Genomic DNA, 13518 nt, shown 5'->3' on the forward strand with positions numbered 1-13518 from the left:
CCCCCCCCCCCCCGCCCGTTGCCGCCTTCATGCGAGCCATCACCTACTCCCGCTACGGCGGAGCCGACGTCCTCGAGCTCAGCGAGCTCCCCACGCCCAAGGTCGGGCCGGACACCGTCCTGGTCCGGGTCAAGGCCACGAGCGTCAACCCCGTGGACTGGAAGGTCCGCGAGGGCTACCTCGACGCGATCATGGACGCCACGTTCCCGGTCGTGCCCGGCTGGGACGTCGCGGGCGTCGTCGAGCAGGTCGGCCTGGACACACCCGAGCTCTCGGTCGGCGACGAGGTCTTCGGGTACGTGCGCAAGGACGTCGTCTCCGGCGGCACGACCGCCGAGCTCGTCGCGGCCCCCGTCCGCACGCTGGCCCGCAAGCCCGCGGCGTGGACGTGGGAGCAGGCCGCCGGCGCGCCGCTCGCGGGGCTCACCGCCCTGCAGACGATCGACCGCGCCGAGGTGAGCAACGGTCAGACCGTGCTCGTGCACGCGGCCGCGGGGGGCGTCGGGTCGATGGCCGTGCAGATCGCGGTCGCCCGCGGCGCGCGCGTGATCGGCACCGCCTCCGAGCGCAACCACGAGTACCTGCGCTCGCTGGGCGCCGAGCCCGTGACCTACGGCGACGGCCTCGCCGAGCGCGTGCGCGCCCTCGCACCCGAGGGCGTCGACGTCGTGCTCGACTACATCGGTGGCGAGGCCCTCGCCACCACGCCGGACGTGCTGCGCGACGGCGGCACGGTCGCCTCGGTCGTCGACGCGGCGGCCCGCGACGAGCTCGGCGGGCACTACGTGTGGGTCCGCCCCGACGTCGACGGGCTGACCGAGCTGGCCCGCCTCGCCGACGCCGGGCAGCTCACGGTCGACGTCGCCGAGGTCTACGACCTGGCCGACACCGCGAAGGCCCACGAGGCGAGCCGGACCGGGCACGTGCGCGGCAAGGTCGTCATCACGGTCTGAGCCGTCTGTCCCGCTCCCACGGGGCGCGGTTCCCCGCGCGACGCGCTGCGCGTCGCGCACCAGGGGTCCGCGCCCCGCGGCCGGTCGGTGACGTACCGTGAAGCCCATGTCCGCCACCGTCCCCGCCCTCGTCGCAGCCGACTCCGCACGCCTGCGGACCCGCGCCGCACGACATGCCCGCTCGCTCCCGCTCGCCGTCTGCGGGCTGGCGGTCCTGGTCCTCGTCCTCACGGGGGCGGACTGGTTCGAGGGGAACCAGTTCTGGCTCCTCGTACTCGTACCGGTCGCGGCCTTCCTCGCGACGTACGTCACGGCCTTCGCCCTGCGGCTGCCCTCGGGGGTGGGTGTCGGGAGCGACGGGTACGGGATCGCGCTCGTCCTGAGCGCACTGGTCGCCTTCCTCTTCCCCTGGATCCTCCTCGCGACGGGCGTGCCCTTCGTCCTGGGCCTCGGGCTCGTCGTCCTGGGCCTGCGCGCCTCGGACCGCTTCCTGTGGGTGGCCGGGCTCGTGACGATGACCGCGTCCTTGGCACTCGTGACCGTCAGCGGCTCGGGCGGCGCGTCGTCGGTGCTGCACCTCGTGGGAACGATCGCTCTGGGCCTCGCCCTGCTGGCAGCCGCGCTGGTCGCCCTGCGCGGCGAGCGGCAGACCCTCGCGGCCGGCGACGGCGCCCTGAGCATCGGCGACCCCGCGACCGACAACCTGCGGGTCCTCGCGGTGCTCGGTGACGCCGACGAGGCCGACCAGCCCGCGCTCGCCCGCCTCACAGGCATCGAGGAGCGCAACCTCGCGGCCCGCCTCCACGACCTCACCGAGGCGAGCCTGGTCCATGCCCGGATCACGAAGAACCGGAACTGGGCACAGATCACCCGCGAGGGCCGCGAGGAGCTGCGGACCCGCCGCGAGGCCCTGCGCGGGGTCGCGGAGCACCGCAAGGCCTGAGCGCCTGCACCGCCCAACGGCGAGCCGCGCACCCGGGACGGGCTCCGCCGTCGGGCGCCTCGCCCGGCGCACCGGCGAGAGCGGTGGCAGGCTGGCCCCATGAGGGAGTTCACCGCACAGGACTTCGCCGCGCGCATCGACCGCGCGGCCGCCCAGGCCCGGGACGCCGGGCTCGCCGGGGTGCTCGTCACCCCCGGGCCCGACATGACGTACTTCACGGGGTACACCCCCACGGCCATGACCGAGCGCATCACGCTGCTCGTGGTCCCGGCCGACGGCGAGGCGTCGATCGTGGTGCCCGTCCTGGAACGACCTGACCTCGACCGCGCGGCCGGCGCCGCGGCCCTGCACGTCACGGCGTGGACGGACGGCGTCGACGAGTACGCGGTCACGGCCGACCTGCTCGACGCCGCCGGGCGCTACGCGATCTCCGACTCGGCCTGGGCCATGCACCTGCTGGGGCTCCAGCGCACGCTGCCGGGCTCGTCGTACTCGGCGATGACGCAGGCCCTGCCCATGCTGCGCGCGGTCAAGGGGCCCGACGAGCTCGAGCGCCTCGCGGCCGCGGGAGCGGCGAACGACGCGACGTTCGCCGACATCGTCGAGATCCGCTTCAGCGGGCGCCGCGAGCTCGACGTCGCGGCGGACCTCGCGGGCTTCCTGCGCGACCACGGACACTCGCAGGTCGACTTCACGGTCGTCGGCTCAGGGCCCAACGGCGCCAACCCGCACCATGAGGCGGGCGACCGGGTCATCCAGGAGGGCGACATGGTCGTGCTCGACTTCGGCGGCCTCAAGGACGGCTACGGCTCGGACATGACGCGCATGGTGCACGTCGGGGGCGACGTGACGGACCAGCAGCGCGAGGTCTTCGAGGTCGTCCGTGCCGCACAGCAGGCCGGGGTCGACGCGGTCCGGCCCGGCGCGACGTGCCAGGACGTCGACCGCGCCGCGCGCGCCGTCATCACCGAGGCCGGGTACGGCGAGCAGTTCATCCACCGGACGGGCCACGGGATCGGGCTCACGACGCACGAGCCGCCCTACATGATCGAGGGCGAGGAGCAGCCCATCGTCTCCGGCATGTGCTTCTCGGTCGAGCCCGGGATCTACCTGTCGGGGAACTTCGGCGTCCGCATCGAGGACATCGTGGTCGCGTTCCCGGACGACGTGCCCGACGGCGCACGCCGCCTCAACGACGCACCGCACGACCTGCACGTGGTCGAGTAGGGCCAAGCGCCGCGCCGTCGCGAGGCTCCGATCGCCGAGTGTGCAGTTCGGGACGTCTGTCTCCCTAGCCCGACCTCCCATACTGCACACTCGACGCCGCCTCCCAGGGCCGGGCCGGGCCGGCCTGGTCAGGCCTCGGCCGCGTCCGCGTTCTCCGCAGGACCCGCCCCCGCCGCCACGACCTGCTCGTTGCGGATGCCCGCCCAGCTCACGAGGCCGCCCGCGATGAGAAGCGCAGCGGTGACGACGAGCGCCCGGTGGAACCCGGCGACGTCGAGCACGGGTCCGATGACGATCCCCGCGCACGCGATGACCACGAGGCCCGCGATGCGCGAGACCGCGTTGTTCACGGCCGACCCGATGCCCGCGTCCGCGGCCGGGATCGACCCGAGAATGGCCGCGGTCAGCGGCGCCACCGTGACCGCGAGCCCCAGGCCGAACAGCAGGATCCCTGGGAGGAGCTGCGTGAAGTAGCTCGCCTCGGCGGTCGTGGTGAGCATGAGCAGGTACCCGCAGCCCGCGATCAGGGGGCCCACCGTCATGAACAGGCGCGGCCCGTACCGGCCCGCGAGCGCCCCGAAGCGCGAGGACAGGAACAGCATGAGCAGCGTGACGGGCAGCAGGGCGAGGCCCGCGAGGGTCGCGCTGTACCCGGCGACCTGTTGCACGAACAGGGTGACGGCGAACCCGCCGAACGCGAGCGCCCCGTAGATCGCGGCCGTGGCGACGTTGCCCGCGGCGAAGTTGCGCACCGAGAACAGGGACAGCGGCAGCATGGGGTCGGGGGCGCGCCGCTCCCAGGCGAGGAACGCCCCGAGAGACGCGATCCCGACGACGAGCGGCACCCACACGACCGGGCTCGACCACCCGAAGCGCCCGTGCTCGATGAGCGCGAAGACGGGCCCGGCGAGCCCGACGGCCGCGAGCACGGCGCCGCGCACGTCGATGCGCCGACCGGTCTCGGTGTCGCCTTCCTCCATGCCGCGCAGGATCCACAGCGTCACCGCGACGGGCAGGAGGTTGATCCCGAACACCCAGCGCCACGACAGGGTGTCGACGAGCACCCCTCCGAGCAGGGGGCCGGCGATCATCGCGGTGCCGGTCCACGCGGTCCAGGTGCCGATCGCCTTGGCCTGCGCGGCGCCGCTGAACGACGAGATGATCATCGCGAGCGAGCTCGGCACGAGCAGCGCGCCCGCGATGCCCTGGAGCCCGCGCGCGACCACGAGCACGACGCCCGTGGGGGCCAGGGCGCACAGCACCGACGTGAGCGCGAACCCGACGAGCCCCCACCACATGACGCGGCGGCGCCCGTGGACGTCGGACAGCGAACCCGCCACGAGGATGAGCGAACCGAGGGTGATGAGGTAGGCGTCGACGACCCACTGCTGGAGCGCGAGCCCGTCGAGCACTCCCCCGGCCAGCTCGTCCGCGATGGCGGGCAGTGCGACGTTGACCACCGTCCCGTCGAGGAACGACACGAACGAGGCGAGGATCGCGACGAGCAGCACACGGCGCTGGGCGGGTGTCACGCCTCCACGCTAGCCCCGTCCTCGAACCTCCACCGGGTCGCGGTGTAGTCCTCGCCGCGCCCGTACGCGTAGATGGTCGTGGGCTGCACCTGGAAGACGTACGCCTCGACGGTGGCCTGCTCCCCGGGGTCCGAGCCGCCCGAGGGCGCCTCGCTGTCCCAGAAGGCGCCGTCGCGCACGTCGAAGTGCCAGTCGTACTTGCACGCCCACCGGTCCGCGAGCCGCCGCAGCGTGTGGTCCTCGGTGACCCGCTCGGCGGCCCCTTCGAGCACGACGTCGAGCCCCTCGGTCATGAGGTTGGTCCCGGTGGTCAGGACGCACCCGGGGTTCGCCGCGAGGTTGCGTGCCTTGCGCTCGGTGCGGCCCGTGCAGAAGTGGAGCGCACCGTCGGCCCAGACGGTGATGAGCGGCGTGACGTGCGGGCGACCGTCGGGGCGGACCGTGGACAGCCAGAAGATCTCGGCCCCCTGGAGCACGGTCTGGGCGTCGGCCCACGGGGTGGGCGCGGAGCCGGGGGACGAGAAGTCCGTCATGAGGACTCCGGCGGGCGCGCCGGCCTCCTCGATGGGCTCGACGGGATCGCCGGTGGGCTGGGCGGGTTCTGCGGCCATGGGAGGTCCTCCGTCTCTCGGGTGGCTCCGTCACCACACCGTCCCTCTCCGACCCGCGCGAGCGCCCGAACTCATCGGTGCGTGGACGGCCATCCTCCGGGGCCGACGGGCCTGTCCGGGGACGACGGGGCCTCAGGCGTTGGGCGCCACGGCCGTCCCGGGGCCACGGCGACGGACCGTCACACCGGGCTCGCTCGACGGGACGCCGGAGGGGGCACGGACCTCGGACCGGTCGCCCGGCGTGACGCGTGCCCCGGGGGCACCGCGAGCCCCTTCGACCTCGAACCCTCCGTCGGCGAGCATGTCGAGGTCCGCACGCGCGGCCTGCCCCTCGCTCGTGAGGTAGTCGCCCAGGAAGATCGAGCTCACCATCTCCAGCGCGAGGGGTTGGAGCGAGCGCAGGTGCACCTCGCGACCGGCCGCGAGGCGGAGCTCGGCCGTGGGGCAGACGAAGCGCACCATCGCGAGGATGCGCAGGCACTGCTGGGGCGTGAGGTCCCACGTCCCCGCGAGGGGCGTCCCGTCGAACGGGACGAGGAAGTTGACGGGCACGGAGTCGGCCCCGAGGTCGCGCAGCGCGAACGCCACGTCGACGAGGTCCTGGTCGCTCTCCCCCATGCCCGCGATCAGCCCGGAGCAGGGCGAGAGTCCGGCGCCCTTCGCCCGTGCCACGGTCTGGACACGGTCCGCGTACTCGTGCGTGGTGCAGATGTCGGCGTACGTCGCCTCGGACGTGTTGAGGTTGTGGTTGTAGGCGTCGGCTCCCGCGGCGGCCAGCCGCTCGGCCTGGCCGTCACGGAGCAGGCCGAGGCACGCGCAGACCTCGACGTCGGGGTGCTCGCGCTTGATCCCGTCGACCATCGCGGACACCCGCACCACGTCGCGGTCGCTCGGTCCGCGCCCGCTCGCGACGAGGCAGACGCGGCGGGCACCGCCGTCGACCCCGGCCCGGGCGGCGGCGACCGCGTCCTCGGTGCTCAGCCACGAGTACTTCAGGACCTGGGCGGTCGAGCCGAGGCGCTGCGAGCAGTACGTGCAGTCCTCGGGGCACAGGCCCGACTTGAGGTTGACCAGGTAGTTGAGCCGCACGCGTCGGCCGAACCGGTGGCGACGCACTCGCCCGGCCGCGGCGACGACGTCGAGCAGGTCGTCGTCGCCCGTCCGCAGGACGGCCACCGCCTCGGCGCGTGTCGGGGCCGTGCCGGCGAGGCCGCGGGCGACGAGGGTGTCCAGGAGGTCGCGGACGTCGGCAGGGCCTGTGCCGTCATGGTCGGAGGAGGGGTTCACGACCACGATCCTTCTCGCGCGCCCGCTCCCCCTCCCCCGCCTGTCCTGACAAGGCGAGCCGCCTCGCCTTGTCACCGGACCACAACTCGTCGTGGGGTTCCTCCAAGGGCGTCGCCCGCACGTTGGCGACCGCCGAGGTCTCGACACCATACCTAGAGGTAGGTATGGTGTCGGCATGAGCGACACCGACCTCCCGAGCCGCGAGCGCCTCGTCCGGGCGGCCCGCGACCTGTTCTGGGCCCAGGGCGTGGAGGGCACGAGCCCGCGCCAGGTCCTCGAGGCGAGCGGCGTCGGGCAGGGCAGCCTCTACCACCACTTCCCCACCAAGCACGACCTCTCGCTCGCCGCGATCAGCGCGACCACCCGCGAGGCCCTCTCGTCCGTCGCGACCGACCTCGAGGACGCCGACCGCTCACCCACCGAACGGCTCGTGGCCTACCTCGAACGCCCCCGGCCGGCGCTCGCGGGCTGCAAGGTCGGGCGCCTGACGAGCGACCCCTCGGTCATGTCGGACGAGGAGCTGCGCGGTCCCGTCCGCGACTACTTCGTGGGCCTGGTCGCGCGGGTCCAGGCGGTCTTCGAGGAGACCGGCCTGCCCGACGACGCCGCTCACGACCGCGCGCACGCGGCGGTCGCGATCGTCCAGGGCGGGTACGTGCTCGCGCGTGCCCTCGACGACGCGGCGGCCATGAGCGCCGCGGTCGAGGGGTTCGTGTCGATGCTCGAACCGGCGCTGGACCCGAGCACGGCGGCACGCCGATGAGCGCCGGGGCGGGCCGTGCCGACAGCCCTGCCTCCCATGCAGGGAACGATCGGACCGACGAGTCCTCGTCCCTCCGCGACCGGCTCCGCGCCCTGCCGACCTTCGCCCCGGGCCTGCCGGTCCTCGACCCTGGCGCGGCGCCGTCGGATCCCGTGACGCTGTTCCGCACCTGGATCGAGGAGGCGATCGACGCCGGGGTGCCGCTCCCCCACGCCATGACCCTGGCGACCGCCGGGGCCTCGGGCGAGGTGCAGGCACGCACCGTGATCCTCAAGGACGTCGACCCCTCGGGATGGTGGTTCGCGACCGGCTCGTCGAGCCCCAAGGGCCGTGACCTCGCCGAGAACCCGTACGCCGCCCTCACGTTCCTCTGGCCCCCGCTCGGACGCCAGGTCCGGGTGATCGGCCCCGTGGCGCCCGCCGCCCCGGCGACGAGCACGGCGGACTTCCTCGCCCGCTCGGAGGGATCGCGGGCCGCCGCGCTCGTGGGACACCAGAGCGAGGCGCTCGCGTCCCGGCAGGAGTACCGGGACGCCTTCGCGGGCGCGCTCGCCCGCGTGCAGCGCGACCCGACGCTGGTCGAGCCCGCCTGGACCGCGTACGCGCTCGCGCCGACGTCGGTCGAGTTCTGGCAGGCGTCGGACGACGGCGGACAGACCCGGCTGCGCTACCGCGCCGTCGGCCACGACTGGGAGAAGGGGCTGCTCTGGCCATGACGAGGACCACGCAGGACACCGGCACGGACACCACCGGCACGCACGCCGCCACCGACGCGACGGGCGCCGCGCGCACCGACGCGGGCGCCGCGCTGCACCGGCTCGTCGAGGCCGTCCGCACGCTCGACGACGATGCCCTCCGCTCCCCCAGCGCGCTCGACGGGTGGACCGTCGGGCACGTGCTCTCCCACGTCGCGATGGTCGGCGACGCGCTCGCCCGCCAGGCCGAGCTCGCGGCCCGCGGCGAGACGGCCGAGGTCTACGAGGGTGGGGCCGAGGGCCGCGCGGCCGGGATCGAGAACGGCGCGACCCGCTCGCGCGACGAGCACCTCGACGCGCTCGGGGCGGCAGGCGCGCGGCTCGACGCGGCCTGGGACCTGACGGACCGCACAGGGTGGGACGCACCCGTGACGTATCGCGACGGGACGGTCGCCGACGTCCTCGACTGCTGGTGGCGCGAGGTCCGCATTCACGCGACCGACCTGGGCGAGGTCAGTACCGCCCAGGGCCTCACGCCGTCCGCGACCTGGGGGCTCTCCTTCGCCGACCACCTGCTCGACTTCCTGGGCCTGCGCCTGGCCGAGCCCGTGCTCGTGGTGCGGGACGAGGACGAGGCGCGCTCCGTCGTCGGGCCCGAGGGCGTGCGGGCCGCGGTCCTGGGGGCCGACGACGCGCTCACGACCGTGACGGGTTCCGCGGCGGACGTCGCCGCGTGGCTCGCGGGACGCGAGACCCCCACAGCCCCGGTCGCACGCCGGGGCGGGGTCGCCGTGGACCTGCCCCCGCTCGCGCCGTGGCCGTCGGGAGTCCCCGTGCGTCGCCGAGGGCCGGTCAGGCCCTGACCAGGACCGTCCCGTCCTCGACCGCGACCTCGAAGGTCACGAGGGCCTCGGGCTCCTTGCCGCTCGGGTCGAGGCACCGCCCCGTCGTCAGGTCCCAGACCTGCTTGTACATGGGCGAGGTGATGGTCGGGGTCTCGCCCGCCGAGCCGACGATCCCGCGCGAGAGCACGTTGGCCCCCGAGTAGGGGTCGCGCTGCTGGACCGCGAACAGCCGGTCGTCGGCCAGTCGGAACACGGCGACCTGGGTGCCGTCGACCAGCGCGGCGACGCCGCGCTCGGGCACGAGCCGCTCGAAGGGGCAGACCGTCGTCCATGCCGTCGCGCTCACTTGCGGACCTCCACCGTGCGGGCGATCACCGGGTCGTTGTCGGAGGGCTCGCCGGGGCGGGCCGGTCGCACCTGTCCGCGCACGCCTGTGTAGGCGAGGTCGGGGTCGTGCTGGTCGGGCGCGTTGACGAACGACACGAACCGCGACAGACGGTCCGGGTCGTCGAGGGTCTGCGCCCACTCGTCGACGTACGACTCGACGTGCCGCGCGACCTCGGCCTCGAGGTCGGCCGCGATGCCCAGCGAGTCCTCGACCAGGACCTTGCGCAGCTCGACGATCCCACCAGGGAAGTCCGCGACCCACGGGGCCGTGCGCTGCAGGCGGTCGGCGGTCCGCACGTAGTACGCGAGGAAGCGGTCGACCACCGCGACGAGCGTCTCGTCGTCGAGGTCCTCCGCGAGCAGCTCGGCGTGCCGGGGCGAGAAGCCGCCGTTGCCGCCCACGTACACGTTCCAGCCCTTCTCGGTCGCGATCACGCCCACGTCCTTGCCCCGCGCCTCGGCGCACTCGCGCGCACAGCCCGAGACACCGATCTTGAACTTGTGCGGCGACCGCAGCCCCCGGTAGCGGAGCTCGAGACGCACGGCCATGCCCACCGAGTCCTGCACCCCGAACCGGCACCACGAGGACCCCACGCACGACTTCACCGCGCGCAACGACTTGCCGTACGCCTGCCCCGACTCCATCCCCGCGTCGACCAGGCGACGCCAGATCTCCGGGAGCTGGTCGATCCGCGCCCCGAAGAGCCCGATGCGCTGGGCGCCCGTCACGCGCGTGTACAGACCGAAGTCCTGCGCGACCTGCCCGATCACGATGAGCTTCTCGGGCGTGATCTCCCCCGCGGGGACGCGCGGGACCACCGAGTACGTGCCGTCCTTCTGCAGGTTGGCCAGCGCGCGGTCGTTGGTGTCCTGGAGCGCGGCCTGCTCGCCGTCGAGGATGTACCCGCCCCACAGCGACGCCAGGATCGAGGCGACGACCGGCTTGCAGACCACGCAGCCGCGGCCCGTGCCGTGCGCCGCGACGATCTGGGTGAAGGTGCGCAGCCCGTCCTGCCGCACGAGCGCGAAGAGCTCGGCGCGCGACATCGTGAAGTGCTCGCACATCGCGTTCGACACCGTGACGCCGGCCGCCTCGAGCGACGTGTTGACGATCTTGGTGAGCACCGGTACGCACGACCCGCACACGGTCCCGGCCTTGGTGCACGCCTTGACCTCGCCCAGGCTCGTGCAGCCGTGCTCGGTCACCGCCCCTCGGACCGTCCCGGCGGTGACGTTCGCGCACGAGCAGACCACGACGTCGTCGGGCAGGTCGCCGCCGAGCGCCGGGGCGCCGCCCTCCGGGGCGAGGAACGCCGACGGGTCGGCGCCCAGCGAGCGGCCCAGCAGGGGCCGCAGCGACGAGTAGAGGGCCGCGTCGCCCACGAACACGCCGCCGAGCAGGGTCCGCGCGTCGTCCGAGACGACGAGCTTGCGGTAGGTCCGCGCGACCGGGTCGGCGAACGTGACCTCGAGCGCGCCGGGCGTCAGCCCGAACACGTCGCCGAAGCTCGCCGCCTCGATGTCGACGCCCTTGAGCTTGGTCCCCTCGGGCGCCGGGGAGTAGGTCGCGCTGCCGCCGAGCAGGCGGTCGACGACGACGTCGGCCATGGCGTTGCCCGGTGCGACCAGGCCCACGCACTGGTCCTCGAACGACGCGCACTCCCCGATGGCCCACACGGCCGGGTCCGAGGTGTGGCACGCCGCACCGACGACGACGCCGCCGCGCTCGCCGATCGCGAGGCCCGCCTCGCGTGCGACGCGGTCCCGGGGCCGGATGCCCGTCGAGAAGATCACGACGTCGGCGGGGACCCGCGACCCGTCCGACAGGTCCATGCCCCCCACGGCGCCGTCGCCCGCGGCGGTGAGCCCCGTGGCGCCGGTCGAGGTGCGGACGTCGATCCCACGGTCGGTCACGAGCACGCGCAGCGCCTCGCCGCCCGCGTCGTCGAGCTGGACGCTCATGAGCCGGTCGGCGAACTCGACGACCGTCGCGGCCACGCCGAGGGTCTGGAGCGCGGCCGCGGCCTCGAGCCCCAGCACGCCTCCCCCGACTACGACGCCGTGCAGCGGGCGCCCCAGGCGCGCGGAGCGCAGCCCGACGTACTCGCGCAGCCCCTCCAGGTCGGCCAGGGTGCGGTAGCTGAAGACGCCCGGCAGGTCGGTGCCCTCGGTGCGGGGCGTCCAGGCCCAGGAGCCCGTGGCCAGGACCAGGTGGTCGTAGGCGAGCACGCGCCCGGACCTCGTCGTGACGGTCTGCGTCTCGCGGTCCACGGCAGCGACCGCGTCGCCCGTGACGAGCTCGGTGCGCGGGTCCGCCCAGACCGAGGGCTCCATCGTCAGGTCGTCCGCCGAGCGTCCCGTGAAGTACTCGGACAGGTGCACGCGGTCGTACGGGGCCCGGTCCTCGTCCCCGACGACGGACACGTGCCACGCCCCCTCGGGAGAGCGTGCGATCATCTGGCTCACGAACCGGTGGGCGACCATGCCGGCGCCGACCACCACGACGCGGCCGGGGGTGGGAGTGCTCATGTGGGGGGCCTCACGAGAAAGGTCGGGCGTGGACGGGGCGAGTCGGGTCGCGGGGGGCGAGTGCGACCGTCAGGACCATCCTGGCGCATAGATACGAGGTTTCTGGTCAAAACACCAGATCAGCGCGTCGCGGGGACCTAGGACGCGACGTCCAGGGACCTTGGTCCCGAAAAAGTGTGACGCACGACCGTGACGGACGGCACAGCATGTGCACTCCTTCACAAGCGTAAAATCGAGCGGTGGCGACTAAGAAGACAACGGGTCAGAACACCATCGACGTAGCCCTCATCGGCGGCGGCATCATGAGTGCGACCCTCGGCGCCCTCCTGAAGCTCCTCGAGCCCACGTGGACCATCAAGGTCTTCGAGCGCCTCGACGCGGTAGCCCAGGAGTCCTCCAACCCGTGGAACAACGCTGGCACCGGCCACGCTGCGCTCTGCGAGCTGAACTACACCCCCGAGAAGGCCGACGGGACCGTCGAGATCTCCAAGGCGGTCGCGATCAACGAGCAGTTCGAGGTGTCGCGCGAGTTCTGGCACCACCTGCTCACCGGGGGCCACCTGCCCGAGCCCGCGAGCTTCATCAGCCACACCCCGCACATGACGTTCGTGCGCGGCGCGGCCAACGTGGACTACCTCAAGCGCCGCTTCACCGCGCTGAGCGCCCACCCGCTGTTCAGCGAGCTCGAGTTCACCGACGACCCCGCGGTCATCGCGCAGTGGGCACCCCTGCTGGTCCTCGACCGGGACGGCGACGAGGCCGTCGCCGCGACCCGCGCGACGAGCGGCACGGACGTCGACTTCGGTGCGCTCACCTCGCAGCTCTTCGACTTCCTCACGGCCCACGACGTCGAGCTCAACCTCCAGCACGAGGTCAACCGCCTCAAGAAGCGCAAGGACGGCACCTGGGACGTCACCGTCAAGGACGTGTCCTGGAACGCCAAGCAGGGGCCGCGCACCGTCAACGCCCGCTTCGTGTTCGTCGGTGCCGGCGGCGGCGCCCTGCCGCTGCTGCAGAAGGCCGGCATCAAGGAGGCCAAGGGCTACGGCGGCTTCCCCATCAGCGGAGAGTTCCTGCGCACCGACAACCCGGAGATCGTCGCCCAGCACCAGGCCAAGGTGTACGGCAAGGCCGACGTCGGCTCGCCGCCCATGTCCGTCCCGCACCTCGACACGCGCGTGGTCGACGGCAAGACGTACCTGATGTTCGGCCCCTACGCCGGGTTCAGCCCCAAGTACCTCAAGAAGGGGTCGCTGCTCGACCTCTTCACGTCGCTGCGGACCCACAACATCGGGTCCATGCTCGGCGCGGGCCTCAAGAACATCGACCTCACGCAGTACCTGGTCGGCCAGCTCGTCGCGAGCCCCGAGGCCAAGTTCACGGCGCTCCAGGCGTTCATGCCCACGGCCCACCCCAAGGACTGGGAGAAGATCACCGCGGGCCAGCGCGTGCAGGTCATCAAGAAGGACCCGGTCAAGGGCGGCGTGCTCGAGTTCGGCACCGAGGTCATCGCGGCCGCGGACGGCTCGATCGCCGGCCTGCTCGGCGCCTCGCCGGGCGCCTCGACCGCGGTCCCCGCGATGATCGACGTCCTCGAGCGCTGCTTCCCGCAGCAGTTCGCGACGTGGCGCCCCGCGCTCGGAGCCATGATCCCGAGCCTCGGCCAGGCCACGTGGGAGGCCACCGAGCTCGACTCGCTCTCCGCCTCCGCGGGTCCCTCGGAGGAGGCGGTCGGCGCCCGCTGAC

At 73.4% G+C, this 13518-nt stretch carries 11 protein-coding genes and 1 pseudogene; 7 read left to right on the forward strand and 5 right to left on the reverse strand.

From position 1 onward, the window contains the following. Positions 1-29 precede the first annotated feature (29 nt). The 3 genes from H9652_RS01225 to H9652_RS01235 all read left to right on the forward strand — a co-directional run bounded on the left by H9652_RS01225 (position 30) and on the right by H9652_RS01235 (position 3123). Positions 30-953, forward strand: a complete 924-nt coding sequence (locus tag H9652_RS01225; protein ID WP_191794296.1) for an NADP-dependent oxidoreductase — start codon at positions 30-32, stop codon at positions 951-953. A 106-nt stretch (positions 954-1059) separates the two neighbouring features. Beyond that, positions 1060-1896 (forward strand): hypothetical protein, encoded by an 837-nt coding sequence (locus H9652_RS01230; protein ID WP_191794297.1) that lies wholly within the window; start codon positions 1060-1062, stop codon positions 1894-1896. Positions 1897-1995: 99 nt separating this feature from the next. Next, positions 1996-3123, forward strand: a complete 1128-nt coding sequence (locus H9652_RS01235) for an aminopeptidase P family protein (RefSeq protein WP_191794298.1) — start codon at positions 1996-1998, stop codon at positions 3121-3123. 128 nt (positions 3124-3251) lie between these two features. On the opposite strand, the gene H9652_RS01240 is transcribed toward H9652_RS01235, so the two are convergent. The 3 genes and pseudogenes from H9652_RS01240 to bioB form a co-directional block, all read right to left on the reverse strand. Beyond that, the gene (locus tag H9652_RS01240) at positions 3252-4655 is read right to left on the reverse strand and encodes an MFS transporter (protein ID WP_191794299.1); all 1404 of its coding nucleotides are present in this window, start codon (positions 4653-4655) and stop codon (positions 3252-3254) included. Next, positions 4652-5266: a pyridoxamine 5'-phosphate oxidase family protein gene (locus H9652_RS01245; RefSeq protein ID WP_191794300.1), complete on the reverse strand. Its 615-nt coding sequence runs from the start codon at positions 5264-5266 to the stop codon at positions 4652-4654. Before H9652_RS01245 ends, H9652_RS01240 begins: the two co-directional genes overlap by 4 nt. 135 nt (positions 5267-5401) lie before the next feature. Then, positions 5402-6499 (reverse strand): annotated as a pseudogene (gene bioB, locus H9652_RS01250) (biotin synthase BioB); the annotation flags it as partial. 229 nt (positions 6500-6728) lie between these two features. On the opposite strand from bioB, the gene H9652_RS01255 reads away from it, so the two are divergent. Genes H9652_RS01255 through H9652_RS01265 form a run of 3 tightly spaced genes read left to right on the forward strand, consistent with a single transcriptional unit; the run spans position 6729 to position 8874 of the window. After that, positions 6729-7316 (forward strand): TetR/AcrR family transcriptional regulator, encoded by a 588-nt coding sequence (locus tag H9652_RS01255; protein WP_191794302.1) that lies wholly within the window; start codon positions 6729-6731, stop codon positions 7314-7316. Beyond that, positions 7313-8032, forward strand: a complete 720-nt coding sequence (locus tag H9652_RS01260) for a pyridoxine/pyridoxamine 5'-phosphate oxidase (protein WP_191794303.1) — start codon at positions 7313-7315, stop codon at positions 8030-8032. The genes H9652_RS01255 and H9652_RS01260 overlap by 4 nt, the downstream gene beginning before the upstream one ends. Beyond that, positions 8029-8874, forward strand: a complete 846-nt coding sequence (locus tag H9652_RS01265; RefSeq protein WP_191794304.1) for a maleylpyruvate isomerase family mycothiol-dependent enzyme — start codon at positions 8029-8031, stop codon at positions 8872-8874. The genes H9652_RS01260 and H9652_RS01265 overlap by 4 nt, the downstream gene beginning before the upstream one ends. Here H9652_RS01265 and nirD read toward each other — a convergent pair. Both nirD and nirB read right to left on the reverse strand, forming a co-directional pair. Beyond that, on the reverse strand, positions 8864-9202 hold the full coding sequence (gene nirD, locus H9652_RS01270) for a nitrite reductase small subunit NirD (protein WP_138824054.1): 339 nt from the start codon (positions 9200-9202) through the stop codon (positions 8864-8866). The two genes, H9652_RS01265 and nirD, sit on opposite strands and share 11 nt — an antisense overlap. Next, entirely contained in the window at positions 9199-11772 is a 2574-nt protein-coding gene (nirB, locus tag H9652_RS01275) for a nitrite reductase large subunit NirB (RefSeq protein WP_191794305.1), read from the reverse strand. The genes nirD and nirB overlap by 4 nt, the downstream gene beginning before the upstream one ends. A gap of 239 nt (positions 11773-12011) precedes the next feature. Here nirB and mqo point away from each other — a divergent pair, with 239 nt between their 5' ends. After that, a complete protein-coding gene (gene mqo, locus H9652_RS01280) occupies positions 12012-13517 on the forward strand; it encodes a malate dehydrogenase (quinone) (RefSeq protein ID WP_191794306.1) in 1506 nt (501 codons plus the stop codon). The last annotated feature ends 1 nt before the right edge of the window (position 13518 follow it).

Origin of the sequence: Oerskovia rustica, from assembly GCF_014836555.1 — a bacterium.
Lineage (GTDB): Bacteria > Actinomycetota > Actinomycetes > Actinomycetales > Cellulomonadaceae > Oerskovia > Oerskovia rustica.